The organism is Albimonas pacifica (assembly GCF_900113695.1).
GTDB lineage: Bacteria > Pseudomonadota > Alphaproteobacteria > Rhodobacterales > Rhodobacteraceae > Albimonas > Albimonas pacifica.
Window position 1 is genome coordinate 113,812 of the sequence record NZ_FOQH01000011.1, and the last position, 26,810, is coordinate 140,621.

Below are 26,810 nucleotides of genomic sequence, written 5' to 3' on the forward strand. Positions count from 1 at the left end.
CGAGCCATGATCCGCTACACCCTGCGCTGCGCCGATGGGCACGAGTTCGAGAGCTGGTTCCAGTCGGCCGAGGCCTTCGACAAGGTCAGGGCCGCGGGCGGGCTGGCCTGCGTGATGTGCGGCTCCGACCAGGTGACCAAGTCGCTGATGGCCCCCGCGCTCGGAGCCGGCACGAAGAAGGGCGCGCCGGAGCCGGCGGCCGAGACCGCGCCGATGCTCTCCGCGCCCGACAGCCCGCTCGAGGCCGCCATGAAGGCGCTGCGCCAGCGGGTCGAGGCCTCGGCCGAGAACGTGGGCCGCGACTTCGCGGCCATGGCCCGCCGGATGCACGAGGGCGAGGTCGAGGACCGGCCGATCTACGGAGAGGCCACCCGCGAGGAGGCCCGCAGCCTGATCGAGGACGGCGTCCCCGTCGCGCCCCTGCCCTGGCGCTCGGGCAAGGACAACTGAGCCCGCCGGCCTGCGCCGGGACGTCGCCCCCTCCCCCTGACGGAACTCCCGCCGCGCGCGCCCCGGCCCTGCGGCGCGCTGCGTCGATCCCGCCCGGGCCCCGCCCGCGCTCGGCGGTGGACAAGCGCCCGCGGCCGTCGAAGAGTTCCGCCTCGGGAAAACCGCAAGGGAGGAGGCGGCGATGCATGTCCTGATCACCGGGGGATCGAGGGGGATCGGCGCGGCCACGGCGCGGCTCTGCGCGGCGCGCGGCTGGGACGTGAGCGTGAACTACGTCGCCAACGCCGAGGCCGCCGCGGCGGTCGTGGCCGAGGTCGAGGCCGCCGGCGCCCGCGCGGTCGCCCTGCAGGCCGACATGGGCGAGATCGACGCGGCCGAGACCCTGTTCGACGCCGCCGAGGCCGCCCTCGGGCCGGTGACGGGCTTCGTCAACAACGCCGGCATCGTGGCGAAGGCCTCGATGCTGGCGGACATGGAGCCGGCGCGGGTGAAGCGGATGATCGACGTCAACGTGACCGGCGCGATCCTGGCGCTGCGCGCGGCGGCGCGGCGGATGCCCACGGACCGCGGCGGCCCGGGCGGGGCGATCGTCAACATCTCCTCCGCCGCCGCCCGGCTGGGCTCGCCCGCGACCTACGTCGACTACGCGGCCTCGAAGGGGGCGATCGACACGCTGACGCTGGGCATGGCGCAGGAGCTCGCCAAGGGCGGCGTGCGGGTGAACTGCGTGCGCCCCGGGATCGTGGAGACCGACATCCACCTCGACAGCCACGGCTTCGACCGCGCCGCCCAGGCGGGACCGAGCCTGCCGATGGGCCGCGCCGGGCGCGCCAACGAGATCGCCGAGGCCATCGTCTGGCTCCTCTCCGACGCGGCCTCCTACACCTCCGGCGCGCTGCTGGACGTGGCGGGGGCGCGCTGAGGGGCCGCCTCGCGGCCCGACGGGCGCATCGCGTCTGCTACGCCGGCGATGGGCCTGACGGTCGGGAGGCGCCCGCGGCCTCCGCGGCCCGTGCGTCCCAGCCAAGCCCGCCCGCAGGGCGCCTGCAGACCGCTTGTCGGAGGAGCGGTCTACAGGCGCCCTGCGGGCGGGCTCGGCTCGGAAGCTCCAAGAGGAGGCGGAGCGCGGAACCGCCGGTGGGGAGCCTCCGGCGGGCTCCTGACTCACCCAAGAACAAGCCCGCGCCTGATCTCCGCAGCCGTCTCTCGCCGATGGATGCCTGAGCGACTCGGCCCCCGGGGTCAAGGACAAGCCCGGCTTCGCCGGGTCGCTGCGCGATCCTTGACCCCGGGGGCCGAGTCGCTCCGTTCGGCATCCGCGAGAGACGGCTCCGGAGAACAGGCGCTTTGCGAGGCCTGGCCGACGTCGCGCCACGGGCGTCCGGGGCGGGCGGCGAGATGGGTTGGGCGCCGAACGCGGAACGGCCCGCCGGAGAGGGGGCCGGCGGGCCGTGCGGTCAGGTCCGGGCGGCGGCTTCGCGCAGGGCGAAGCCGCCGGGAGCGGGACGGATCAGTTGACGGTCTTGGCCTCGAGCTCGGCCGGCTTCGAGGGCGCGGTCGCGATCTCGATGCGGCGGGGGCGCAGGGCCTCGGGGACCTCGCGGACCAGCTCGATGTGGAGCAGGCCGTTCTCCGTCCGCGCGCTCACCGGGCGCACATGGTCGGCGAGCTGGAAGCGACGCTCGAAGGCGCGCTCGGCGATGCCGCGGTGCAGGAAGCTGCGCTCGGTCTCCTCGGCCGGCTTGCGGCCGGAGACGACGAGCTGGCCGTCCTTGCTCTCCACCGTCAGGTCGTCCTCGGAGAAGCCCGCCACCGCGAGGGTGATGCGGTAGGCGCTCTCGCCGGTCTTCTCGATGTTGTAGGGCGGATAGGCCGGCTGGGTCGTCTCGCCCGCGAGGGCGGCGTCCATCAGGCCGGCGAGCCGGTCGAAGCCGACGGTCGAACGGTAGAGCGGGGACAAGTCGAAGTTGCGCATGGGTTCATATCCTCTGCCAAGCGATATGTCCGGTCGAGGACCCTCCCAAGGGACGGGTCCGGCTGGGTGCGTCGGCCCCGGTCTCCGGCCGCCGACGGGTCCGATCTGGGGAGCGCGGGAAGCGGTTTCAAGACCTCGGGCGCGGGCCGCCGCAGGGCCCGGGGACGCCCCGGAACGCGGACGGGGCGCCCCCTTGCGGAGGCGCCCCGTCGGGCGCGCGTCGCTCGCTCCGGGCCGCGGCCCGGGGGCGGCTCACTGCGTGGGCGAGGGGGGCTTGGCCGAGGCGAAGCCGCTGGCGCTCTGCTGCGAGCTGCCGAGGCCGGCCGGGGCGTAGCCGCCGGTCGCGCCGCCGGCGACGCCGGCCGCGCTCATCATCGCGCCCGGATCGACGCCGCCGGGGACCTGGTGGGTCGGGGTCGGCCCCTGCGCGTTGCGCAGGAAGTCGGGCAGCGAACTGGGGTCCATGCCGATCGCCGAGGAGCCGGCCAGCGCGATGCGCTTGGCCACGCCCAGCGGCCCGTCGAGCGCGGCCATGATCCCGTCGCCCGCGCTCTCGATGCTGGTCAGGCCGTTCTGGCCCGAGCCGCCCGAGGCCGGCGCCCCGCCGAGATCGAACATGCCGAACCCGGCCAGCATCGCGACGCCCGCGCCGGGCATCAGCACGTATTTCCCCAGAATCTTCATCAGCATCGGCTGATCCTTCCATGTCTGCGCCGCCGCCTCGGGGCTGCGCGGGCCGTGTCCTTCCGGTTCCCGGCCCCGGGGCTCCCGCCCGGGACCCGCTCAGTCCTGCGGCGGGCGGCTGGTCTTCCAGCCGCCGGCGCGCGTCGACGGCCCGAGGCCGCCCGTGCTTTCCGGCCGCGCGGCCGCGCGGCGGATCTCCTGTTCGTCCATCGCCCGACGCAGCAGCGGCAGGGTGTCGGAGGCGGCCGAGGCGTAGCTGAACCGCCGGCTCTTGGCCGAGATCACCCCCGCCAGCCGCAGCGCCCCGGTCGCGTCGCGCACCAGCACCGGGCTGCCCGAGGAGCCCGGCGCCGCCTCGCAGTCCAGCGCGGCCACCGGGCCCGAGCGACGCTCGACCCGGCAGGGCTCCTGCAGGGAGAGCGCGCGGTCGCGCCCGGCCCCGTAGGACAGGAGCACGACCGCGCCTCCGGGCGGGGGCAGGTCGCCCGGATGGTAGCTGGGGAAGGCGGAGGTCAGCAGCGGCTGGTCGAGCTCGACCAGCGCCACGTCGGCGGCGATCTCGGTGTAGGCGGCCGCCGGGCCGTTCCACCGGTAGTTGGGATGCACGGCGTAGCGGCGCACCTGGCGCACCGCCTGCTCGCCGCCGTCGCGCAGGCCGGCGCGGAACCACAGGTCGGCCGAGCGGCGCGGGCGGCCGCGGTCGTCGAACAGGCAATGCGCCGCCGTCAGCGCGTGGGAGGCGTCGAAGAGCGTCGCGGTGCAGTATCCGCCGTCCGGCAGGTCCAGCCGGCCGACGCCGGCGTAGGCCCGCTGCTCGTGGGCGGCGAGGAGGCGGCGGGGCGCGGTCTCGGTCGCGCCCTCGACCTCCTGGGCGGGGGCGGGGGTCGCGGCCGCGGCCAGGCCGGCGGCGGCGAGGGCCAGGGCGGCGCGGCGGAGGCAGGGGAAGCGCGGGTTCATCGGGCCGCCTCCTGCGCGTCGAGCCTGCGGCGCAGCGCAGGCAGGAGGTCGGCGGGGGCGACCGCGAGGGCCGCCCCCTGCAGCGCCGGGGCCTCCGCCCCCATCGCCGCCACGATGACGCCTACGAGCTCGGGCCCGTCCACCCCCTCTTGGATGAGCGGCGCCCCGGAGATGCCCGGGAGCGCGTCGCAGGTGGTCCGAAGCAGGCGACCCTGCCGCGCGACCACCGCGCAGCCCGACTGGACCGACAGGGCTTCGCCCCGGTCGCGCCCGTAGGAGAGCGCGGACACGACCGTCCCGGGGGAGGCCGTGCCCGCCACCGGGATCGGAGAAGGCGCCCCTTCCGCCCGCTCGGTCACCCGGATCAGGGCCAGGTCCTCGGAGGGACCCGGCATGTCTAGAAACCCTTCCACCATCGCCGCCGCGCGACCGCGCAGGACCGCGGCGGCTTCGCCCATGCGCCAGCCGGGCAGAAAGGTCAGCCGCTCCGCCCGCCAGATCGCGCCGGTGCGCGGGTTGACCAGGCAATGGGCCGCCGTCAGGGCCAGGTCGGGGGCGATCAGCGTCGCCGTGCAGTGCCCCTGCCCGCCGAGGTTGAGCCGCCCGACGGCCGCGTATCGTTGCGCCTGCGCCTCGCTCGACAGCCCGCGCGCTTCCGCGGAGGCGGAAGGGACGCCGAGCGGCGCCACGGCCAGGAACGCGGCCAGGAGGCGAGACGCAAGATACATGAAGGCACCATGAATGACTTTAGGTGAGTCGTGCAACCTCGGCGTTCACCTTGCGGTCAGATTTCTCGACGTGGCGCTGGCCCGCCCCGAGGCGGAGGCGCCGCACGCCGTCGGATCATCTCCCCCGGGGGTTGCGATCCGGTGAAGGTCGGGGCCGGCCCGGGCGCCTCGCGGCATCGGCCGCCGGCCGCCCCGTCGAAGCCCCGCCCACCCACCCCGCTTCGCCGGGGCGGCCGGCGGGCGGCGTCGCGCCCTCCGGTCGCAGTCGCCGGCGCCCGGGGCGGCCCGGGGCGCCCGACGCCGACGCCGGGTCCCGTCCGCACGGACCGAGGCGCCCGCGTCGGGGCCCTCGGGCCCCGGGCGGCCGAGGGGGTTCGACGCCCCCGAAGGCGCCCTTCCGCCCCCAACGCCGCCGATCGCGGAGGGCGGCTCGCCCTGCCCCGCAGGACCCTCGACGCCCACCCCCAGCGCTCGGCCGGGGAGCCGCGCCGGCGCCGGCAGGCGCCGGGCGGCCGAGGGGGCTCGACGCCCCCGAGGGCGCCCACCGGCCCGCGGGCGGCCGGGGCGCGCTACTCGGCGGCGTGGCGGCGGTCGAGGCCGGCGGCGGCGAGGGATGCGGGAACCGGGCCGCCCGTCGCCCAGTCGAGGAGCTGGGCGGTGTGCACCACCGGGACCCCCGCCCCTTGCCCGAGCTGCATCATGCAGCCGATGTTGCCCGCCGCGATCACCTGGGGCGCGGTCTCGGCGAGCGTCGCGAGCTTGCGCGCCTTCAGCTCCCCCGCGATCTCGGGCTGCATCAGGTTGTAGGTCCCCGCCGAGCCGCAGCACAGGTGCGGGTCGCGCGGCTCCTTCACCTGGAAGCCGGCGGCCTTCAGCAGCAGCTTCGGCGCCTCCTTCACCTGCTGACCGTGCTGGAGCGAGCAGGCGGAGTGATAGGTCACCCGCAGCGCCGGCGCCGCGGGGTCCTGCAGGCCGATCTCCTCCATCAGCTCGGAGATGTCGCGCGCCAGCGCCGCCACGCGCCTCGCGTCCGCCTCCAGCGGGTCGCCCGCGAACATGTGGCCGTAGTCCTTCACCGTCGTGCCGCAGCCCGAGGTGTTGATGACGACGGCGTCCAGCCCCTCGCCGTCCAGCTCCGCCGCCCAGGCGCGCACGTTGGCGGCGGCCGAGGCGTGGCTCTCCGCCGCCTTGCCCATGTGGTGGGTGAGGGCGCCGCAGCAGCCCATGCCTTTGGCGATCACCACCTCGCAGCCGTGGCGGGTCAGCAGGCGGACGGTGGCGGCGTTGATCTCGGGGTCCAGCGCCTTCTGGGCGCAGCCGGTCATCAGGGCGACCCGGCGCAGGCGCGCGCCCTGGGCGGGGATCGTCTGGGGACGGTCGAGCGGCCCGGGACCCGCGATCTTCGCGGGCGCGAGGTCGACCATCGCCCGCAGCCGCCCCGGCATCAGCGCGCGGAACGGGCGCGCGAGCTTCGCCCCCGCCAGCGCCAGCCGGAAGCGCCCGGGATAGGGCAGGATCCGCGCCAGCAGCCAGCGCAGCGCCCGGTCGGGCAGCGGGCGGCGGTAGGTCTTCTCGATATGCTCGCGGGCGTGGTCGACGAGGTGCATGTAGTGCACGCCCGAGGGGCAGGTCGTCATGCACGCGAGGCACGAGAGGCACCGGTCGATGTGGCGCACGGTCTTCTCGTCGGCCGGGCGGCCGGACTCGAGCATGTCCTTGATCAGGTAGATGCGCCCGCGGGGCGAATCCAGCTCGTCGCCCAGCACCTGGTAGGTCGGGCAGGTCGCGGTGCAGAAGCCGCAGTGCACGCAGCTTCGCAGGATCCTGTTGGAGCGCGCGACCAGCGGGTCCCGGAGCTGTTCGGGGGAGAAGGTGGTCTGCATCTCAGGCGCTCATCCTTCCGGGGTTCAGCAGGCCGCGGGGGTCGAATTTCGCCCGCAGCCCGGCGGAGATCGCCGCCAGCGCCGGGGCCTCGGGCTGGAAGGCGCCGGCGGAGGCGCGCAGCGCGGCCGGCCCCCGCACCAGGGTCGCGTGGGCGCGCAGGCGCGCCGCCGCGGCGCGCACCGCCGCGGCGGCGGCGTCGCTCTCTTCGGTCAGCAGCCACAGCAGGCCCCCGCCCCAGTCGTAGCGCGCCGCCAGATGGGGGACGGAGGCCGCCAGCCCCGGCCCGTCGGAGGGGCGCGCCGAGATCCGCCACACCGCGCCCGGCCGGTCCGCGAAGCCCCTCACGTCGCGCACGTCCGCCCACAGGTCCGCGGCCTCGGACAGGATCTCGACCTCGCCCCGGCTCTGCGCCGTCAGCAGGTCCCGCAGCCGCCCGGCGCGGTAGGCGACCGAGGCCTGGAAGCCCTCGATCCGCACCAGCGTGCGGGCGGCGGCGGGATCGCCCGCGTCGGGCAGATGCGCCGCGCCCGAGACGTCGAAGGGCGAGCCCAGCGCCGCGGTCATCGCCGCCACCGCCGAGACGTCGTCGAGGCCGCGCACCACCAGCGTGGCCGCGGCCTCGGGCATCGGCAGCACCTTGAAGGCGAGCTCGGTCAGCACGCCCAGCGTGCCGTAGGCGCCGCCCATCAGCTTCACCAGGTCGTAGCCGGTGACGTTCTTCATCACCCGCCCGCCGTTCTTCACCACGCGCCCCGCCCCGTCGACGAAGCGCACGCCCAGCATCGCGTCCCGGCAGGCCCCCGCCTGCACCCGGCGGGGCCCCGAGACGTTGCAGGCCGCGACGCCCCCGATCGTCGGCTCGCCGCCGGAGCCCAGCAGGGGGCGGTGGTCCATCGGCTCGAAGGCGAGGCGCTGGTTCTCGGCGGCCAGCGTCGCCTCGATCTCGCGCAGCGGCGTGCCCGCGCCCGCGACCAGCGTCAGCGCGCCGGGCTCGTAGAGGGAGATCCCCCGCAGCCCTCCGGTCGAGAGCGTCTCCGCCGCCTGCACCGGGCGCCCCAGGGCGCCGCGGCTGCCCCCGCCCCGGACCTCGACGGGCGCCGAGAGGCCGGCCACGGCCTCCGCCATCTCGGCCTCGCTCCGCGGTTCGATCATCGCGCCGCCCTCCGGCCCCGGTCCCCGCCGGCGGCACGCCGGCGCGCCCGCGGGGCTCCCCCTGCCTGCAGGGGGAGACGGGACCCGCGGGCGATCCCGCCCGCCGACCCGACGCGCCCGGCGAGCCCGCGCGACGCCTCCGCGCGCGCCGTCCGGCGCCCCGCTCCGAGCACCGCGCCGCCCTCCGCCCCGGGCCCCCGCCGGCGGAACGCCGGCGCGCCCGCGGGGCTCCCCCTGTCTTCAGGGGGAGACGGGACCCGCGGGCGATCCGCGGGACGCAGGCGCGCGGCCCGGCTCATGCGCCGCGCCCCTGGCTGGCGGCCAGCGGAAACACCTTGGCGGGGTTGAGGATCCATTTCGGGTCGAAGACGTCCTTCACCCCCATCTGCGCCTCGAGGTCGACGGGGTCGTACTGGTGCACCATCAGGTCGCGCTTCTCGACGCCGACCCCATGCTCGCCGGTCAGGCAGCCGCCCTGCTCGACGCACAGGCGCAGGATGTCGGCGCCCAGCGCCTCGGCCTTGCGCAGCTCCTCGGGGTTGTTGGCGTCGAACATGATCAGCGGGTGCAGGTTGCCGTCGCCGGCATGGAAGACGTTCGCCACCCGCAGCCCGTAGTCGGCGGCGAGCTGGGTCATCCGCCCCAGCGTCTCCGGCAGGGCCGAGGTGGGGATCGTGCCGTCCATGCACAGGTAGTCCGCCACCTGCCCCGTCGCCCCGAAGGCCGCCTTGCGCCCCGCCCAGATCGCCTTCGACTGCGCCTCGGAGGCGCTTTCGCGCAGCGTGGTGGGGTGGTGGGTCTCGGCGATCGCCTTGATCTTCTCGAGCTGCTCCTCGATCTCGGCGGGCGAGCCCTCGACCTCGATGATCAGCAGGGCCTCGGCGTCCATCGGGTAGCCGGCGCCCACGAAGGCCTCGGTCAGGTGGATGATGGGCTTGTCCATGAACTCGATCGCCACCGGCAGGACGCCCGCGCGGATGATGTCCGAGACGCAGGCGCCCGCAGTCACCGCCGAGTCGTAGGCCACCAGGATCGGGCGCGCGCCCTCGGGCTTGGGCAGGATGCGCAGGGTCGCCTCGGTGACCACGCCGAGCTGCCCTTCCGAGCCGCAGATCACGCCCAGCAGGTCGTAGCCGGCGGCGTCCATGGCGGGCCCGCCGATCTCCACCACCTCGCCGTCGGCCATGACCATGGTCACGCCCAGCAGGTTGTTGGTCGTCACCCCGTACTTGAGGCAATGCGCCCCGCCGGAATTCATCGCGATGTTGCCCGCGATGGCGCAGGCGAGCTGGCTGGAGGGGTCGGGGGCGTAGAAGAACCCGTCCGGCTCCACCGCCCCGGTGACCGAGAGGTTGGTGCGCCCGCTCTGCACCCGCACGTAGCGGTCGGCGTAGTTGGTCTCGAGCACCGCGTTCAGCCGCGCGACCCCCAGCACCACCGCGTCCGCCGTGGGCAGCGCGCCCCCCGCCAGGCCCGTGCCCGAGCCCCGCGGGATCACCGGCACGCCCTCCGCGTGGCAGATCCTGAGGATCGCCGAGACCTCCTCGGTCGAGCGCGGCAGCGTCACCGCCAGCGGCGGGCAGGAATAGACGGTCAGCGCGTCGCAGTCGTAGGCGAGCAGCTCGCGCGGGTCCGAGACCAGCCCGTCCGCGGGCAGGGCCGCGGCGAGCCGCGCGACGATGGCCTCTCGGCGGCCGAGGATCCCGGCGTCGGGCTGGGGCATCTGCATGGCGGTCCTCCCTGCGGAGCGCGGCGGGGCGCCGTCTGGGCCGACCTCGTGTCCGCCTCGGGACCATGCCGCCGGACGGGGCGTTTGCCAAGCCGCGCCCCGCGCGATCCGGGGCGCCGTCCCAAGGGGTGGAACGCCGACGGGCGGACGCAGGGGCAGGACGCCCTCGCCCCGCCGAAATCGCCGCAGGATCCGCGCCGCGGCTCCCCGCCGCCCGGGAGGCGAGCGGCGCAGGCGTCCCGGTCCGGCCCGGCGCGCGCCCGCCCGAGGACGGGGCCGGGCGGCGGAGGAGCCGGGCGGCGGAGGGGCCGGGCGGCGGAGCCTCCGGCGCTCAGGACCGCGGCGGCCGGCTTCGATATTCCGGCAGCCGCCAGCCGAAGCGCAGGGAGCCCGCGCGCAGCCCGAAGGCGACCAGCCCGCAGAGGATCGAGGCGGGCCCGATGCCCCCGCCCAGCTCCATCGTCGCCGCTCCGGCCGCGGCGCCCGCGGCGGCGGCGGTGACGTAGAGCTCGCCCCGGCGCAGCACCATCGGCTGCTCGTTGCACACCACGTCGCGCAGGATCCCGCCGAGGCAGCCGGTCATCACGCCCATCAGCACGGTGACGATCACGCCGGCCCCCTCCCAGCGGGCCGCGGTGATCCCCGCCCCCACCGCCGAGGCCAGCGCCACCGCGTCGAGCCAGTCGAGCGCGCGCCGCCGGCTCTCGAGCCGCGGCGCCCAGACGAAGCAGATCAGGCCGGCGGCGCAGGCGACGAGGATGTTGGCGGGCTCGCCCACCCAGAACACCGGCTGGCGGTCGAGGATCACGTCGCGCGCCGTGCCTCCGCCGACGGCCGTGATCACCGCCAGGAACAGGAACCCCACCGGGTCGAGCTGCGCCCGGCTCGCCGCCAGCCCCCCGGTCAGGCCGAAGACGAAGACGGAGGCGTAGTCGAGGGCCTCGGCGGTGGTCATTGCGGGTCTCCTGTCGGCGGCGCGCGCAGGATGCGCGGGCGCAGCGGCGGGGACAAGGGCGGGGACAGGCGCGGAGACAGGAGAGGGGAGAAGGGCGGGGAGGACGGCGGCGGATGCCGGCCGGCCGCCGGCGCGGCGCCGCGCGTCCCGCCGGCGCGGCTGGACCGGGCGCCCGGTCCGGCGCCGGCGCCGCCCTGGGGCGGGAGCGCCGCGACGGCTGGCGCGCCGGGAGCGGGCGTCCGGCCCGCGGCGCAGGGTCGGCGGGTTCTCCCGGAGGCGCCGTTTCCTGCGGCGCGCGGCAGGAGGAGGGCCCCGGCGCGGCGCCCGGCCGATGCGCGCCTCCGCCGGGCGCCCGGAGGCGGGCGCGCCGGCGCGGCCCGCCGGCCGGAGCGCCGCGACGACGGGCGCGGCCGGGGCGGACGTCCGGCCCGCGGCGCAGGGTCGGCGGCATCGCGCGGGGGCGACGTTTCCAGCGGGCGACGTTTCCGGGGGGCGACGGGGGGGCACGCGCCGGTCAGGGGCGCAGGCGGCGCGGGCGGGCGGGAGGCGGGCGCCGAGCCGCGGCAGGGGGGCGGGGGGCGTCGCGGCGGGTTGGAAAGACCGGCTCCGGGCGCCATCGTGGCGGACGACGCTTGGGGCATGGGAGGGACGATGGAGACGACGCTGGCGCTGATGCCGCGGTTCTTCGGCTGGGCCGACATCTCGGCCGTCGTGCTGTTCCTGGTCGCCTGGAACGGCATGACGTGGCTGGTGGAGAACCCGCCCGCCTCCCGCCCCTCGGTCCACAAGATCATGGCCGCCCACCGGCTGACCTGGATGCAGGCGATGCTGCACCGCGAGCCGCGGATCATGGACGCCTCGCTGCTGAACGCGCTGCGCTCGGGCTGCGCCTTCTTCGCCTCGGGCTGCATGATCGCCATCGGCGGCGTGGTGGCGCTGCTGGGCCAGGCCGACCGGCTGGCGACCGTCGCCCACGACCTGCGCCTCGACACGGCGATGTCGCGCGCGGGGTGGGAGGCCAAGCTGCTGGTGCTGGCGCTGGTGCTGGTCTCGGCCTTCATGAAGTTCGTCTGGGCGCACCGCCTGTTCGGCTACTGCGCGGTGCTGATGGGCGCCATCGGCAGCGACCCCGCCGACCCGCGCAACCTGGCGCTGGCCCGCAAGGCCGCGGCGATCAACATCAACGCCGCGCGCAACTTCAACCGCGGCATGCGCACCACCTATTTCTCGCTGGCCCTGCTGACCTGGCTGCTGGGGGCGATCCCGCTGGCGCTGGCAACGCTGGCCACCGTGCTCTCGCTCTACCGGCGGGAGTTCCGCTCCGCCTCGCGCGACGCGCTGCTGGCCGAGGACGAGCCGCCGGTGCCGGGAAGCTGAGGCCCCGCGCCGGCCCCCGTCGGACCCGACGCCCGCGTCAGGCGCCCTGCCGCCGGCCGCCCGGCGCCGCGCCGGAGCCTCGGCCCGTCTCCCGCCGCGGGAGACGGCGCCCCCGCGCGCGCACGCCCGCCCCGCGCCGCGGGCGAAGCCTTCGCCCCGGGCGCGACGGCCGACGCGGCGCCCCCCGCGAGGGGCGCGGCGCTCAGAGCATCTCGCCCAGGCCCGCGTCCCGCGCCCAGCCGGCCAGGGGCCCGCGCAGGTTCACGTCGCCCCGCGCGATGCCCGCGTCGATCACGCCGCGCGCCTCGCGCAGGTCGGCCGAGCGCAGCAGGCGCTTCACCGGGCCGATCGAGGCCGGGCGCATCGACAGCGTCCGCAGCCCCATCGCCGCCAGCGCCAGCGCCTCCAGCGGGCGGCCCGAGTCCTCGCCGCAGTAGCTCAGCGGCGTGCCATGGGCCTCGCAACGCTGCACGATCAGCTCGATGAAGCGCAGGTAGGAGGCGTTGAACATGTCGTAGCGCTTGCGCACCCGCTCGTTCTCGCGGTCGGCGGCGAAGAAGAACTGCTTCAGGTCGTTGCCGCCGATCGAGATGAAATCCGACTCGCGAAAGAACCGGTCCGGCGCGAAGGCGAGGCTCGGCGTCTCCAGCATCGCCCCGATCTCCAGGCGCTGCGGGGCCGGCCAGCCGTTGCGGATGTGCCGCTCGAGCTGCTCGAGCACCATGTCGCGCGCGGCGGTGAACTCCGAGGCCTGGGTGATCATCGGGAACATGATCGCGAAGGGCCGGCCCGCCGCGCCGCGCAGCAGCGACTGCACCTGCATCTTCAGTATATTGGGCCGGTCCAGCGAGATCCGGATCGCCCGCCAGCCCAGCGCCGGGTTCGGCTCGTCCTGGGGCTTCATGTAGGGAAGCACCTTGTCCGAGCCGATGTCGAGCGTGCGGAACACCACCCGCTTGCCCCGGGAATGGCTGAGCACCCGGTCGTAGAGCGCCGCCTGCTCGCCGCGCATCGGCACGCGGGCGCGGATCAGGAACTGCAGCTCGGTGCGGTAGAGGCCCACGCCCTCGGCGCCCGATCCCTCCAGCGAGGGCAGGTCGGTCAGGAGGCCCGCGTTCATGTGCAGCCCGATGCGCACCCCGTCGAGGGTCTGCGCCGGCTCGTCGCGCAGCGCCCGCCAGGCCTCGGCGGCCTGGGCGCGCATGTCGAGCTTCTCGCGGAAGGCGCCGAGGATGGTGTCGTCGGGGCGCAGGTGCACCGCGCCGACGTCGCCGTCGACCAGGATCGGGTCGCCGTTGCGCGCCTCCATGGTGATGCGGTCGGCCTGGATCACCAGCGGGATCGCCAGCGCCCGCGCGACGATGGCGGCGTGGGAGCCGATGGCCCCTTCCTGCAGCACCACGCCCTTGAGCTGGTCGCCGTAGTCGAGCAGCTCGCCGGGGCCGATGTTGCGCGCCACCAGCACCGCGTTCTCGGGCACCACCCGGGGCCCGCGGTCGCCCTGCAGGTGACGCATCAGCCGGTTGCCGAGATCGTCGAGGTCGTGGGCCCGCTCGCGCAGGTAGGGATCCGCGATCCGCGCCAGCCGCGCGCGGACCGAGGTCTGCTCGCGCTCCACCGCCACCTCGGCCGCGAGCCCTGAGTCGACCGAGGCCAGCATCCGCTTCAGCCAGCCCTTGTCATGGGCGAACATCCGGTAGGCCTCGAGCACGTCGCGATGCTCGCCCGAGCCGCCCAGCAGGTCGCCCGAGAGCATGCCGTCGACCTCGCCGCGCAGCGACTCGATGGCCTCCAGCAGGCGGCGGCGCTCTTCTTCGACGTCCTCGGCGACGGGGTTCGGGGTGGCCTCGCGCGGCTCGTGCAGATGCACCACGCCCTCGGCCGCGCCCTCCTGCGCGGCGAGGCCGCGGGCGTAGAAGGGGCGCACGTGGGCGCCGGCGAGCTCCGCGTCGCCCTCGCCGAGGAAGGCGCCCAGCTCGGTCATCTCGGCGAGCAGCATGGCGACGACTTCCAGACCGTGGACGTCGTCCTCGGAATAGTCGCGCGCGTCGCGGTTCTGCACGACGAGCACGCCCATCACCTCGCCCAGGCGCTGGATGGGGACGCCGAGGAAGGCGTTGAACACCTCCTCGTCGGTGCCGGGGATGTACTGGAAGCCGCGGGTGCGCTGGGCGTCGGCGGTGTTGATCGGCTCGGAGCGCAGGGCGATCTGGCCGACCAGGCCCTGCCCGACCCGCAGGCGGGCGTTGTGCACGGCGGCGGGGTTGAGGCCCTCTGTCGCGCAGAGCTCGAGCGTGCGGTCGCCCCGGCGCAGGTAGATCGAGCAGACCTCGGCGTCCATCGAGCGCGAGATCAGGGTCACGATCCGGTCGAGGCGCTGCTGGCCGTCGCCCGCCTCCGCCATCACCCCGGCGAGCCGCCGGAGCAGGAGGCGCGAGCCCCCGCCCGTGTCGATGCTGCCCGGCTGGTTCATGGCCGTCGGTCCGTCCCTCGCGCACGCCCGGCGGCGCGACGTCGCGCGGCCCGGCCCTCCCTGTCTAGCACGGCGTCCGGGCGGGCCACGACCCCCCGTATCGCGGGGGCGCGCGACGTCGCCCGGGCCCTGCCCCGGCGTGTCGCCCCTCGCGTCCCCGGCCCCTCCCCGGCCCGGGACGCGCGCGGGCTCAGTCCTTCTCGAGCTCGAAGGCGTCGTGCAGCGCCTGCACGGCGAGCTCCATGTACTTGCGGTCGACGAGCACCGAGATCTTGATCTCCGAGGTGGCGACGACCTTGAGGTTCACGCCCTCGCGCGCCAGCGCCTCGAACATCTTCTTGGCCACGCCCGCGTGGGAGCGCATGCCGATGCCGACCACCGAGACCTTCGACACGTCCGTGTCCGCGATCAGCGTGCGGAACTTCAGCGCGCCCGAGGCCTGCGCCGCCTCCAGCGCCTTGCGCGCCTTGGCGATGTCGTCGGTCGGCAGCGAGAAGGTCATGTCGGTCAGACCCTCGGCCGAGATGTTCTGGACGATCATGTCCACGTTGATGCCGGCCTCGGCGAGCGGGCCGAAGATCGCGGCGGCGACGCCGGGGCGATCCTCGACGCCCGCCACCGTCACCTTCGCTTCGTCGCGCGAGAAGGCGACGCCGCTGACCACCTTGGATTCCATGATCTCCTCCTCGTCGCAGACGAGCGTGCCGGGTTCGTCGTTGAAGCTGGACCGCACCATCAGGCGGACCTTGTAGCGAAGCGCCAGTTCCACCGAGCGGGTCTGGAGCACCTTGGCCCCCAGGCTCGCCAGCTCCAGCATCTCCTCGTAGGCGATGCGGTCGAGCTTGCGGGCCTTGCGCTCGACGCGGGGGTCGGTCGTGTAGACGCCGTCCACGTCGGTGTAGATGTCGCAGCGCTCGGCCCCGAGCGCCGCGGCGAAGGCCACCGCGGAGGTGTCCGAGCCGCCCCGGCCCAGGGTCGAGATCCGCCCGTCCGGCCCGATCCCCTGGAAGCCCGCGATGACCGCGTGGAGCCCTTCGGCGAACTTCTGGTCGAGCCTGGTGGTGTCGATGTCCTCGATCCGCGCGGCCCCGTGGGCGCCGGTGGTCTTCAGCGGCACCTGCCAGCCCTGCCAGGAGCGGGCGGGCACGCCCAGCTCCTGCAGCGCCAGCGCCATCAGGCCGGAGGTCACCTGCTCGCCGCTCGCCACCACGGCGTCGTATTCGCGCGCGTCGTAGAAGCCGCCGCTGTTGGAGCCGGGCGGGTTGGCGGCGTCGCGCACCCAGGCGACCAGCTCGTTGGTCTTGCCGGACATGGCGGAGACGACGACGGCGACTTCATAGCCGGCGTCGACCTCGCGTTTCACCTTGAGGGCGGCCGCGCGGATGCGGTCGAGGTCGGCGACGGAGGTGCCGCCGAATTTCATCACGAGCCTGGGCATGGGCGCCGGTCACCCCCCTCGAAGGGACGTCTGGATAGGTCGCGCGCCTCTTACGGGAGCGTGCGGGCGCGTGCAAGGCGGCGCGGCGGACGAAGGCGCCGCGTCGGGCGTCGCGCCCGGGGGCTCCGCCCCGCCCGCGGCGCGCGGCAGGCGGCGCGGCGGCGGCCCGGGAGCCCGGGGCGGACCGCGGCGCACGACCGGCGGGGCAGGCGCGGGCGGGGACCTCGGGCGCGGGCGGCACGGGCTGCGCGGACGGAGACGGGCGGCGCCAGCGGCGATCTCGGGCGCGGGCCGCGACGGGCCGCGACGGGCCGCGACGGGCCGCGACGGGCCGCGACGGGCCGCGACGGGCCGCGACGGGCCGGCGCATCGCGTAAACCTTTCGTCAACCCTCCCGGCGCAGAGTGCTTTACGCCATATTCATCTCCCGGGAAGCCGCCGATGCGCGTCCTGTCCTCCGTCGCCTCGCTCGCCCGCTCCCGGCGGCCGGAGCGGACGCGCGGCCCGGCTGCGGGCCACGCCCTCGCCGCCGTTCCGGCCGCCGGGGCTGGAGCCTCCCACGCCGCCGGTCGCTCGCCCCCCGGACCCGAGGACGAGACGCGCCGCGACGCCCGGCTCGACGCGTTGCTGGAGCGCGCCCGCGCCCGCATGGCCCGCACGATGGCCGAGGGCGGCGAGGCGCGCGCCGCCGCCGCCTCGCACGAGGGGCCCGAAGGCGCAGGCAGGGACGCGCCCGACGCCGCGCTCCGGCCGAGCGGCCTGGGCTGGACCTACGCCGCGGCCTCCTCCGACGGCATCCGCGCCAGCGCCTGGAGCGACCGGCTGGCCCGCGCCCGCCTGCGCGCGGGCGGAGGGGGCGCGGGGCTGCCCGGCTCGACGCCCGTCTCCGGCGTTCATGCGGCGGGAACCGGTCCGTTCCGCCTCTCGGCCCGCGAGGCGGCGGTGGTGATCGGCCCCGACTTCGGCGAGGACGTGTTCGACGTGGCCCCCGGCCAATGCCTCGTCTTCGCCTTCTCGGCGCCGCCGCCCACGGGTCTCGCCGGCGTCGAGATCGCGGCCGAGAAGGACGCCATGCGCCTCGCCCTGGTCGAGGGGCCGGTGGTCCGGCTGCGCGGCCTCGACGCCTCCGGCCGGGTGACCCTGAGCATGAACGACGAGGAGATCGAGCTCTCGCCCGGCGCCCCCGCCGCGGCTGTCGACGCCCGCATCTGAACGCCGGCGCCCGGCCGCCCGCAGCTCGCCGCCATCTCGCCCGCCCGCACGGGCCGGGGATCTCGCGCGACCTCGCGACCGCCCTACGTGCCGCAGGCGCGACGCCTGACAGCGCGCTCCAGGCGCGACGCATGCCCCCGGACCGCACGCGTGACGCATGCCCCCGGGCCGCAGGCGTGACGCATGCGCCCGGGCCTCAGGCGTGACGCATGCCCCGCGCGCCGCAGGCGCGACGCATGCCCCGCGCGCCGCAGGCGCGACGCATGCCCCGCGCGCCGCAGGCGCGACGCCGGTCTCGCGCCGCGAGCCCGACAGGACCCGCAGGCGCGCGGCCCGACGCGGCGCCCCCCGGCAGGGGGCCCCGCGCAGCGGGGCTCAGCCGAGACGCTTGATCAGGGAGGAGGTGTCCCAGCGCCCGCCGCCCATCTGCTGGACCTGGGCGTAGAACTGGTCGACGAGCGCCGCCACCGGCAGCGAGGCGCCGTTCTCGCGCGCCTCGGCGAGGCAAATGCCCAGGTCCTTGCGCATCCAGTCCACCGCGAAGCCGAAGTCGAACTGGTCGGCCAGCATCGTCTTGTGGCGGTTCTCCATCTGCCACGAGCCCGCCGCGCCCTTGGAGATCACGTCGACCACCGCCTCGCCGTCGAGCCCGGCCTTCTGCGCGAAGGCCAGCCCCTCCGCGAGGCCCTGCACCAGGCCCGCGATGCAGATCTGGTTGACCATCTTGGTCAGCTGCCCCGAGCCCGAAGGCCCCAGCAGCCGGCAGGAGCGCGCGAAGCAGCCGATCACCGGCTCGGCCCTGGCGTAGGGCGCCTCGTCGCCGCCGCACATCACCGTGAGCACGCCGTTCTCGGCGCCCGCCTGGCCGCCGGAGACGGGGGCGTCGATGAAATCCGCGCCGTGCTCGGCGGCGGCGGCGTGAAGCTCCCGCGCCACGCCGGCCGAGGCGGTGGTGTTGTCGATGAAGATCGCGCCGGCGTGCAGCCCCTCGAAGGCGCCGCCGGGGCCGGTGGTCACCTGGCGCAGGTCGTCGTCGTTGCCCACGCAGGCGAAGACGAACTCCGCGCCCTCGGCCGCGCCGGCGGGGCTGGCGGCCATCTTCCCGCCGTGGGTCTCGACCCATTTCTCGGCCTTGGCGTGGGTGCGGTTCCAGACCGTCACCTCGTGCCCCTTGGCCTGCAGGTGGCCGGCCATGGGGAAGCCCATCACCCCCAGTCCGATGAACGCGCATTTGGCCATGGGAGGTCCTCCATGAGTGCATCCGCGGGCGCGGCGTCGCCCGCCCTGAGGGCTGGAAACTGTCCGCCGGGAGTGGTCAGGTCAAGCCGCCGGAGAATCGGCCCCTCCGCGCGGGACGCCGGGGCGGGCGGGCGCCGGCGGCCTCGGGACCCTGGCAGGACGGCGGATTGGCCCAGCTTTTCAAATGGCTCTCGCGCCTGTTCGGCGTCATGGCGGCCCTCGCGCTGGGGGCCCTGGCGCTGGTCTGGGTGCTGGTTTCGGGCTCGATCCCCGACTACGACCGCGACTTCGAGGCCCCCGGCCTCGGCGCGCGCGTCGACATCCTGCGCGACCTGCACGCCGTCCCCCACATCCGCGGCGAGAGCGAGGCCGACGTCTTCTACGGCCTCGGCTTCGCCCACGCCCAGGACCGGCTGTGGCAGATGGAGACCTCGCGCCGCGCCGCCCAGGGCCGCCTGTCGGAGCTGTTCGGCGAGCGCACCCTGCCCGTCGACCAGATGATGCGCGCGCTCGACCTCTACGGGCTCGCGCGCGGGGCGCTCGCCAGCCAGACGCCCGAGGCGCGCGCGGCGCTCGAGGCCTATGCGGCGGGCGTGAACGCCTACATCCGCGCCGTGGGGCGCGAGGCGCTGGGGCGCGGCGCGCCGGAGTTCTACCTGTTCTCCTCGGCGATTGCGCCTTGGACGCCGGCCGACAGCCTCTCGATCGCCAAGCTCGTGGCGCTGCGGCTGACCGACCAGGCCGCGGTCGACGTGCGCCGGGCGGCGCTGTCGCTGCTGCTGCCCGCGGCGCGGCTGCGCGACATCCTGCCCGACTACCCCGAAGGCGCGGAGATCGAGCCGCTCAAGCAGGCCTCCGGCCCGCCCCTGCCCGGCCCCGCGAGCTTCGCCGCCCAGATGCCCGGCGCGCGCTTCCCCGCGGCCCGGGGCCCGGCCGGCCTGCAGACCCTGTCGCCCCCGGGCGAGGGCGGCGCCTCGAACGCCTGGGCGCTGGGCCCCTCGCGCACCGCGGCCGAGGCGCCGGTGCTGGCCAACGATCCGCACCTGTGGTTCTCGGCCCCCTCGCTGTGGCATCTCGCGCGGCTCGAGCTGCCTTCGGGCGGGGTGATCGGGGCCACGGTGCCGGGGCTGCCGCTGGTGCTGATCGGACGCAACGCCGACCTCGCCTGGGGCCTGACCTCGGCCTATGTGGACGACGCCGACATCTACATCGAGAAGCTCGATCCCGACGACGAGGGGCGCTACCTGACCCCCGACGGCTCGGAGCCCTTCCGCGAGCGGACCGAGTGGATCGGGCTCGCCAACGGCGACCGGGTGGAGACGACGCTGCGCTGGACCCGCCACGGGCCGGTGCTGCCAGCGGCCCAGATGGGGGTGGGCGACGTGACGCCCGCGGGGCACGTGGCGGCGCTGAGCTGGACGGCGCTGACCGCGGACGATCCCACCTTCTCGGCCGGCTTCGCGCTGATGCGCGCGCGGTCCATCGACGCCGCCCGCGAGGCGATGCGCCCCCACGTGGCGCCGGCCCTGAACATCACCGTCGCCGACCGCGAGGACGTGGGCATGTTCGTCGCCGGCCGCGCCCCCCTGCGCAGCGCCTGGAGCCCCGGCCAGGGCCGCCTGCCCGCGCCCGGCTGGATCGCGGCGAACGACTGGCAGGGCTACGTCCCCTACGACGAGATGCCCGCCGTGATGCGCCCCGAGAGCGGGGCGGTGGCCAACGCCAACAACCGCACCTCGGACGCGGAATACCCCCGCCACCTCAGCTTCCACTGGGGAGACCCCTACCGGATGCGCCGCCTGCGCAAGCAGCTCGCCGCGCGCGAGTTCCACTCGCAGGACAGCGCGGTGGCCCTGCAGAACGACGCGGTCTCGGAGATGGCGCGCGCGGTGCTGCCGCTGATCGCCTCGGACCTGTGGTGGACCGGCGCCGCCGCCCCCGAGGACCCGGTCGAGGCGCGCCGCCAGCAGGCGCTGGAGATGCTGGGCGACTGGAACGGCGAGATGTCGGAACATGCGCCCGAGCCGCTGATCTTCTCCGAATGGATGCGCCGCCTGACCCTCAGGCTCGCCGAGGACGAGCTCGGCCCCGCGATCAGCCGCGTCGAGGGCCCGCGCCCCGAGTTCGTCGAGCGGGTGTTCCGCGACGTCGAGGGCGCCGCCGTTTGGTGCGACATCGACAAGACCTCCCGCGTGGAGACCTGCCCCGAGATCGCGGCGCTGGCGCTCGACGACGCGCTCAACACGCTCGCCGAGCGCTACGGCTCCGACCCCCGCGGCTGGCGCTGGGGGGAGGCGCACGAGGCGCGGATGGATCACGAGGTGCTGGGCGGCTTCGGCCTGCTGGGGCTGGTGGTCAACATCCGCCACGAGGTCTCGGGCGGGGATTACACGCTGATGCGCACCACCTCGGCCGGCCGCGGGAACGAGCCCTACGCCAGCCGATTCGGCGCCGGTTTCCGCATGGCGGTGGACTTCGCCGACCCCGACGGCTCGGTTTTCGTGATCGCCACGGGCGAATCCGGACATCCGCTGTCGCGTTTCTACGACGACCTGACCGAGCTCTGGCGACGCGGCGACGGCATCCGGATGTCTCTGGATTTTCAGGACGCCGAGGCCGGCTCGGTCGGGCTGACGCGTCTGCTGCCGTCCCGGATCGGGGCCGACGCGGCGCGCGACTGAGCCGCGCCGAGGCTCACGATCCTGCGCAGCCCCTTGTATCGCGGATGACGAAAGCGGATATTGGCAGGTGTCCGCGGTCCGATTGCAGCCGGATCCCCCTCGGCGGTGGCGCAGCACCCCCCCAAGGAACCCCGCGCCATCGTCACCGGCCGCAAGCGTTTCCCCACACTCCGGGCCGCGGACACCCGCCTTTCCATCCCGCCGTCCCTGGCCGCTCCGCGCATCGTCCGTCGCGACGAGGGCGGCGCCGCTCAGGCGCGCCGGGCGGTCAGGGCCTGGAAGGCGCCGTTGACCGCGGCGACGCCCAGGCAGGCCGCGCAGACCGCCGCCCAGCCAAGCGGGCCGGGATGCTCGCCCAGCCAGGCCCAGCCGCCGATCGCCGCGCCCATCGGCACCAGCGAGGTCCAGGCCGAGGTCTTGGCCACCCCCAGCGCCCGCACCGCGTAGCCGAAGGCCGCGACCGAGATCACGCCCGCCAGCAGCCCCTGGAAGGTCACGTAGAACACCCACTCCTCCAGCGTCGCCTCGGGCAGCGCGCTCCCCGAGACCAGCGCCACGACGATCAGCAGCGGCGTGGAGTAGAGCGAGACGTAGGCCGTCGCCTCCAGCCCGGTCAGCGTGGTCGAGCGATAGGCGAGCGTGAAGGCCGTCCACCCGCAGGCGGCGCAGACCAGGTAGGGCGCCCCCGCGAGGAAGCCCGCGTCGGCCCGCGCGAAGGCCGGCCCCACGATCAGCGCGATCGAGGTCGCGATCAGGACCAGCCCCAGCAGGCGCATCCCGCGCACCGGCACCCCGTTCATCACCCGGTCGAAGATCGCCACCAGCAGCGGCAGGGTCGCCGGCACCATCGGCCCGAACAGCGAGGCGGGAACCGTCTCGAGCCCCTTGGAGATCAGCATCACGAAGGGCCCGCCCCAGCCCACCGCCATCACCGCCAGCGCCCCCAGCGGCTGGCCCCTGGGGACCAGCCCGCGCTTCAGCCACACCGGCGCCAGCACCAGCGCCGGCACCACGAAGCGCAGCAGCGCCACGTCGGAGGGGGGGATCGAGGCGACCTGCACCCGGGTGATCACGATCCAGCTCGCCCAGATCGCCACGGCCGCGGCGACCGCGAGATATCCCCGCCACGCGCCGGGAGGGGGCGGCGAGATGTCTCCCGCCGAACGACCCGCCGCGGCGGCCTGGGATGACATGCGATCTTTTCCTCGCCTCTGCGCCGGGCTAGAAGGCCCGCGCCTTTCGCCTTGTCCTGACCGGGAGGCCCCGGCGCGCGGGGCCTTGGTAAGGCGACCTTCGTTCAGGAGGGACCATGTCCGCAGAACCCGCCGTCACGCAAGCCCTCGCCGCGGACCATGGCCTGACGGCCGAGGAATACCAGCGGATCCTGGACCTGATCGGCCGCACGCCGAGCTGGACCGAGCTGGGCATCTTCTCGGCCATGTGGAACGAGCACTGCTCCTACAAGTCCTCCAAGAAATGGCTCCGCACCCTGCCCACCGAGGGCCCGCAGGTGATCTGCGGCCCGGGCGAGAACGCGGGCGTGGTCGACATCGGCGACGGGGACGCGGTGATCTTCAAGATGGAGAGCCACAACCACCCCTCCTACATCGAGCCCCACCAGGGCGCGGCGACCGGGGTCGGCGGCATTCTCCGCGACGTTTTTACAATGGGCGCGCGCCCGATGGCGGCGATGAACGCGCTGTCCTTCGGCCGCCCCGAGCATCCGAAGACCAAACGGCTGGTGGCCGGCGTCGTGGAGGGCATCGGCTCCTACGGCAACTGCTTCGGCGTGCCCAACGTGGGCGGCGAGGTGCGCTTCCACGCGGGCTATGACGGCAACTGCCTGGTCAACGCCTTCGCCGCCGGCATCGCCAAGGCGGACGCGATCTTCTACTCGGCCGCCTCCGGCGTCGGCATGCCGGTCGTCTACCTCGGCGCCAAGACCGGCCGCGACGGCGTCGGCGGCGCCACCATGGCCTCGGCCGAATTCGGCGAGGGCGCGGAAGAAAAACGCCCCACCGTGCAGGTCGGCGACCCCTTCACCGAAAAACGCCTGCTGGAGGCGTGCCTGGAGCTGATGGCCTCGGGCGCGGTGATCTCCATCCAGGACATGGGCGCCGCGGGCCTGACCTGCTCGGCCGTCGAGATGGGCGACAAGGGGGGCCTCGGGATCGAGCTCGACCTCGACGCCGTCCCCCAGCGCGAAACCCACATGACCGCCTACGAGATGATGCTGTCCGAGAGCCAGGAGCGGATGCTCATGGTCCTCAAGCCCTCGATGGAGGCGGAGGCGCGGGCGATCTTCGACAAGTGGGACCTCGACTTCGCCATCGTGGGCAAGACCATCGCCGAGGACCGCTTCCTGGTGAAGCTGGCGGGCGAGGTGAAGGCCGACCTGCCGCTCGCCGCTCTCTCCGGGACCGCCCCCGAATACGACCGCCCGTGGGAGCCGACGCCGGCCTCGCCCAAGGTCGCCGACATGCCCGCCTGCGCCGACCCCGCCGCGGACCTGCTGGCGCTGCTGGGCCGGCCGAACTTCTGCTCGCGCGCCTGGGTGTGGGAGCAGTATGACCACACGGTGGGCGCCGACACCGCCCGCGGCCCCGGCTCCGACGCCGCCGTGGTGCGGGTGCACGGGACGAAGAAGGCGCTGGCCTTCTCCTCGGACGTGACGCCGCGCTACTGCTTCGCCGACCCGGTCGAGGGCGGCAAGCAGGCGGTCGCCGAGTGCTTCCGCAACCTCTCCGCCACCGGCGCCCGGCCTCTGGCGACCACCGACAACATGAACTTCGGCAACCCCGAGAAGCCGCGGATCATGGGCCAGTTCGTCGGCTGCATCCAGGGCATCGGCGAGGCGTGCAAGGCGCTCGACATGCCCATCGTCTCGGGCAACGTCAGCCTCTACAACGAGACCGACGGCCAGGCGATCCAGCCCACGCCGACCATCGCCGCGGTGGGCCTGCTCGAGGACCTCTCCCAGGCGATCCCCATGGCCGGCAGGCGCGGCGACGTGCTGATCCTGCTCGGCGAGACCTCCGGCTGGCTCGACCGCTCCGCCTGGCTCTACGAGCTGCACGGGCGCGAGGAAGGCCCCCCGCCCCCCGTCGACCTCGCGGCCGAGCGCGCGGCGGGCGAACTGGTGCGCGCCCTGAAGGCCGCGGGCCTGCTCTCGGCCGCCCACGACCTCTCGGACGGCGGTCTGGCCGTGGCGGCGGCGGAGATGGCCCTCGCCTCGGGCTGCGGCGCGACGATCGCGGGCGCGCCCAAGGGCATGGCGCCGGGGGCGTGGTTCTTCGGCGAGGACCAGGCCCGCTACCTCCTCGCCTGCCCCGCCCAGTCGGCGATGGCGGCGCTGGACGCGGCCGCGAAGGCCGGCGTGCCGGCGCGCCAGATCGGCACGCTGGAGGGCGACGCGGTGATCCTGGGCGGCCGTCCCGCCCCGCTCGCTGCCCTGCGCGAGGCGCATTCCGGCGGCTTCGCGCGGATGATGGGCGCGTGACCTGCGCGGCCTGAGGTCCCCCTTCTCCCGCGCGGTCCTTGCAGGCAAGGGCCGCGCGCTTTATTTCAGGCTGGAACGGCAACGAACCCGGAGCCCATCCCGATGCCCATGGAATCGACCGAGATCGAGCGCCTGATCAAGGAGGCGTTCCCCAACGCCTCGATCGAGATCAACGATCTCGCCGGCGACGGGGACCACTACGCGGCGACCGTGATCGCCCCGGAATTCAAGGGCATGAACCGGGTCCAGCAGCAGCGGGCGGTCTACGCCGCGCTGAAAGGCCGGATGGGGGGCGAGCTGCACGCCCTCGCGCTGACAACCCGGGCGCCGGACTGACCGCCAGTCCCCGCCCCGTCCCCCGAGGAGGACGCGAATGACCGAGACCGCGACCAACCCCGCCTTCGCCACGATCGAGGCCGACATCAAGGCCAACGACGTGGTCCTGTTCATGAAGGGCACCAAGTCGATGCCGCAGTGCGGGTTCTCCGCGCGCGTGGCGGGCGTGCTGAACTTCATGGGCGTCGACTTCAAGGACGTGAACGTCCTGGCCGACGACGCCGTACGCCAGGGGATCAAGGACTTCTCCGACTGGCCCACGATCCCCCAGCTCTACGTGAAGGGCGAGTTCGTGGGCGGCTGCGACATCATCACCGAGATGACGCTGTCGGGCGAGCTCGACCAGCTGTTCGAGCAGAACGGCGTGAGCTTCGACAAGGCCAAGGCCGAGCAGATCCGCGAAGCCAACCAGTAATCCCGGCCCCCGAACCGGAAGCCCCCGAAGGGCCGGCCCCGCGCCGGCCCTTTCGCATTTGCGCGCCCCCGCCCGCCCCACGCGTCCCGCGACGCCCGCCCCCTGCGGGAGCGCCTGTTCTCCGGAGCCGTCCGTCGCTGATGCCGATCAGAGCGGCTCGGTCGAAGGGGTCAAGGATCGCGCAGCGACCGCGCTTGCGCGGCTTGTCCTTGACCCCTTCGACCGAGGCGCTCAGGCATCGGAAGCGACGGACGGCTGCGGAGAACAGGCGCGGGGCTTGTTCTTGGGTGAGTTCAGAAGCGGTCCCGCGGGCGAAGCCCGCGCGCGCGGCACGCGCGCATACCAAGCCCGCCCGCAGGGCGCCTCCGTCCCACCGACGCGGGCCCCCTGGGCCCGCGTCCACCGCGAGATCCGGCCTCAGCCCGCGTCCACCCGCTCGGGCTTCTTCGCGCGCCCGGCCACTTCGGCCTCGTAGCGGGCCTTCATGTCCTCCACCGCCTGCTCGTGCTTGGCGGCGAGCTCGGGGCGCAGCTTCTCGGCGCGGGCGGCGCTGTCCATGGTGGGCAGGAAGTGGCCCTGGAAGTGGGGCATGACGTGGCGGGCGATCAGCTCGTAGCTCTTCTTCGTGGCCTCGGGGTTCGCCCAGTTGTGGGCCAGCATCAGGTAGGCGCCGAAGCCGCCGTTCGACTGCTTCATCAGCCGGTCGATCTGGGCCACCGCCATATCGGGCGTGCCGATCGCGCCGAAGCCGCTCTCGTTGATGAAGGCGATCATCTCGTCGAGGTCGTCGCCCGGCACCGCCATCTGCGGGAAGGCCGCGACCGCCTGGAAGTAGTGGAACCACTGCTCCATGCCGTAGGCGACGTCCTTCTTGGCCTGCTCCTCGGTCTCGGCGATATGCACCAGCCCGACCAGGCGCCACTTGGCGCGGTCGACTGTCTTGCCGTGGGCCGCGGCCTCGGCCTCCATCACGTCCCAGTGCAGCGCCAGCGCGTCGAAGCCCGCGGCCGAGGTGGCCCCGATCGACAGCAGCCCGATCCCGTGCCGCCCCGCCAGACGCGGCCCGGCCGGCGAGGCGACCGCCGCCGCGCAGACGTCGAAGTTCGAGTAGGGCCGCAGGTGCAGCCGCGCCTCGCGCAGGTCCCAGCGGTCGTTCTTGAAGGTGACCGGCTCCTCGCTCTCGAGCAGCTTCATGATCACGCCCAGGGAATCCTCCAGCAGACCGCGGGTCTGCGAGGGGTCGATGCCGATCATCCTGGCGTCGGTGGGCAGCGCCCCGGGGCCCGCCCCGAACATGATCCGCCCGCGGGTCATGTGGTCGAGCTGCACCATCCGCTCCGCCACCCACAGCGGGTTGTGGTAGCTCAGCGAGGTCACGCCGGTGCCCAGGCGGATATGCCGGGTGCGCTCGGCGGCGGCGGCGATGAAGATCTCGGGGCTGGCGATGATCTCGGAGCCGGCCGAGTGGTGCTCGCCGATCCAGGCCTCGTCGTAGCCGCAGCGGTCGAGCCACTGCATCAACTCGAGGTCGTTCTGCAGGGCGAGCGTGGGGTTCACGCCGGGCTTGTGGAACGGGGCGAGGAATACGCCGAAGCGCAGTCTGTCGGTCATCATCAATCTTTCCTC

Annotated in this window: 21 protein-coding genes; 8 read left to right on the forward strand and 13 right to left on the reverse strand. The window is 74.7% G+C overall.

Annotation, left to right across the window (positions count from 1 at the left end):
- The first annotated feature begins 6 nt into the window (after nucleotides 1–6).
- Entirely contained in the window at nucleotides 7–450 is a 444-nt protein-coding gene (locus tag BM064_RS22035; protein ID WP_092864042.1) for a DUF1178 family protein, read from the forward strand.
- A gap of 181 nt (nucleotides 451–631) precedes the next feature.
- Nucleotides 632–1,372: an SDR family oxidoreductase gene (locus tag BM064_RS22040; protein WP_092864045.1), complete on the forward strand. Its 741-nt coding sequence runs from the start codon at nucleotides 632–634 to the stop codon at nucleotides 1,370–1,372.
- Nucleotides 1,373–1,960: 588 nt separating this feature from the next.
- Here BM064_RS22040 and BM064_RS22045 read toward each other — a convergent pair.
- The 8 genes from BM064_RS22045 to BM064_RS22080 form a co-directional block, all read right to left on the reverse strand.
- On the reverse strand, nucleotides 1,961–2,425 hold the full coding sequence (locus tag BM064_RS22045; RefSeq protein WP_092864048.1) for an Hsp20 family protein: 465 nt from the start codon (nucleotides 2,423–2,425) through the stop codon (nucleotides 1,961–1,963).
- 252 nt (nucleotides 2,426–2,677) lie between these two features.
- A complete protein-coding gene (locus BM064_RS22050; RefSeq protein WP_092864051.1) occupies nucleotides 2,678–3,115 on the reverse strand; it encodes a hypothetical protein in 438 nt (145 codons plus the stop codon).
- Between the two features lie 93 nt (nucleotides 3,116–3,208).
- Nucleotides 3,209–4,066 (reverse strand): trypsin-like serine peptidase, encoded by an 858-nt coding sequence (locus BM064_RS22055; RefSeq protein ID WP_092864054.1) that lies wholly within the window; start codon nucleotides 4,064–4,066, stop codon nucleotides 3,209–3,211.
- Nucleotides 4,063–4,794, reverse strand: a complete 732-nt coding sequence (locus BM064_RS22060; RefSeq protein ID WP_092864057.1) for a trypsin-like serine peptidase — start codon at nucleotides 4,792–4,794, stop codon at nucleotides 4,063–4,065. The genes BM064_RS22055 and BM064_RS22060 overlap by 4 nt, the downstream gene beginning before the upstream one ends.
- A 569-nt stretch (nucleotides 4,795–5,363) precedes the next feature.
- Nucleotides 5,364–6,677, reverse strand: a complete 1,314-nt coding sequence (gene glcF / locus BM064_RS22065) for a glycolate oxidase subunit GlcF (protein ID WP_092864060.1) — start codon at nucleotides 6,675–6,677, stop codon at nucleotides 5,364–5,366.
- A gap of 1 nt (nucleotide 6,678) precedes the next feature.
- Entirely contained in the window at nucleotides 6,679–7,830 is a 1,152-nt protein-coding gene (locus tag BM064_RS22070) for an FAD-binding protein (RefSeq protein WP_092864063.1), read from the reverse strand.
- A gap of 295 nt (nucleotides 7,831–8,125) precedes the next feature.
- The gene (locus BM064_RS22075; protein ID WP_092864066.1) at nucleotides 8,126–9,559 is read right to left on the reverse strand and encodes an FAD-linked oxidase C-terminal domain-containing protein; all 1,434 of its coding nucleotides are present in this window, start codon (nucleotides 9,557–9,559) and stop codon (nucleotides 8,126–8,128) included.
- Between the two features lie 331 nt (nucleotides 9,560–9,890).
- A complete protein-coding gene (locus BM064_RS22080) occupies nucleotides 9,891–10,514 on the reverse strand; it encodes a trimeric intracellular cation channel family protein (RefSeq protein ID WP_092864069.1) in 624 nt (207 codons plus the stop codon).
- Between the two features lie 651 nt (nucleotides 10,515–11,165).
- Between BM064_RS22080 and BM064_RS22085 the strand changes: the two genes are divergently transcribed.
- Nucleotides 11,166–11,891 carry a DUF599 domain-containing protein gene (locus BM064_RS22085; protein ID WP_245779248.1) on the forward strand — a complete coding sequence of 242 codons (726 nt, stop codon included), beginning with the start codon at nucleotides 11,166–11,168 and terminating at the stop codon, nucleotides 11,889–11,891.
- Between the two features lie 202 nt (nucleotides 11,892–12,093).
- Here BM064_RS22085 and ptsP read toward each other — a convergent pair whose 3' ends face one another.
- A complete protein-coding gene (ptsP, locus tag BM064_RS22090; protein WP_092864072.1) occupies nucleotides 12,094–14,364 on the reverse strand; it encodes a phosphoenolpyruvate--protein phosphotransferase in 2,271 nt (756 codons plus the stop codon).
- 190 nt (nucleotides 14,365–14,554) lie between these two features.
- On the reverse strand, nucleotides 14,555–15,802 hold the full coding sequence (locus tag BM064_RS22095; RefSeq protein WP_092864075.1) for an aspartate kinase: 1,248 nt from the start codon (nucleotides 15,800–15,802) through the stop codon (nucleotides 14,555–14,557).
- Between the two features lie 441 nt (nucleotides 15,803–16,243).
- On the opposite strand from BM064_RS22095, the gene BM064_RS22100 reads away from it, so the two are divergent.
- Nucleotides 16,244–17,014 carry a hypothetical protein gene (locus BM064_RS22100; RefSeq protein WP_092864078.1) on the forward strand — a complete coding sequence of 257 codons (771 nt, stop codon included), beginning with the start codon at nucleotides 16,244–16,246 and terminating at the stop codon, nucleotides 17,012–17,014.
- Nucleotides 17,015–17,389: 375 nt separating this feature from the next.
- Here BM064_RS22100 and BM064_RS22105 read toward each other — a convergent pair whose 3' ends face one another.
- The gene (locus BM064_RS22105; protein WP_092864081.1) at nucleotides 17,390–18,253 is read right to left on the reverse strand and encodes an NAD(P)-dependent oxidoreductase; all 864 of its coding nucleotides are present in this window, start codon (nucleotides 18,251–18,253) and stop codon (nucleotides 17,390–17,392) included.
- 167 nt (nucleotides 18,254–18,420) lie between these two features.
- On the opposite strand from BM064_RS22105, the gene BM064_RS22110 reads away from it, so the two are divergent.
- On the forward strand, nucleotides 18,421–20,934 hold the full coding sequence (locus tag BM064_RS22110; RefSeq protein ID WP_092864084.1) for a penicillin acylase family protein: 2,514 nt from the start codon (nucleotides 18,421–18,423) through the stop codon (nucleotides 20,932–20,934).
- A 251-nt stretch (nucleotides 20,935–21,185) separates the two neighbouring features.
- On the opposite strand, the gene BM064_RS22115 is transcribed toward BM064_RS22110, so the two are convergent.
- A complete protein-coding gene (locus BM064_RS22115) occupies nucleotides 21,186–22,127 on the reverse strand; it encodes a DMT family transporter (protein ID WP_092864087.1) in 942 nt (313 codons plus the stop codon).
- Nucleotides 22,128–22,243: 116 nt separating this feature from the next.
- On the opposite strand from BM064_RS22115, the gene purL reads away from it, so the two are divergent.
- The 3 genes from purL (at nucleotide 22,244) to grxD (ending at nucleotide 25,184) form a co-directional block, all read left to right on the forward strand.
- On the forward strand, nucleotides 22,244–24,433 hold the full coding sequence (gene purL, locus BM064_RS22120; RefSeq protein ID WP_092864090.1) for a phosphoribosylformylglycinamidine synthase subunit PurL: 2,190 nt from the start codon (nucleotides 22,244–22,246) through the stop codon (nucleotides 24,431–24,433).
- Between the two features lie 102 nt (nucleotides 24,434–24,535).
- A complete protein-coding gene (locus tag BM064_RS22125; RefSeq protein WP_092864093.1) occupies nucleotides 24,536–24,769 on the forward strand; it encodes a BolA family protein in 234 nt (77 codons plus the stop codon).
- 37 nt (nucleotides 24,770–24,806) lie between these two features.
- Nucleotides 24,807–25,184: a Grx4 family monothiol glutaredoxin gene (gene grxD, locus BM064_RS22130; RefSeq protein WP_092864096.1), complete on the forward strand. Its 378-nt coding sequence runs from the start codon at nucleotides 24,807–24,809 to the stop codon at nucleotides 25,182–25,184.
- Nucleotides 25,185–25,601: 417 nt separating this feature from the next.
- Here grxD and BM064_RS22135 read toward each other — a convergent pair whose 3' ends face one another.
- The gene (locus tag BM064_RS22135; RefSeq protein WP_092864307.1) at nucleotides 25,602–26,795 is read right to left on the reverse strand and encodes an LLM class flavin-dependent oxidoreductase; all 1,194 of its coding nucleotides are present in this window, start codon (nucleotides 26,793–26,795) and stop codon (nucleotides 25,602–25,604) included.
- Nucleotides 26,796–26,810 lie beyond the last annotated feature (15 nt).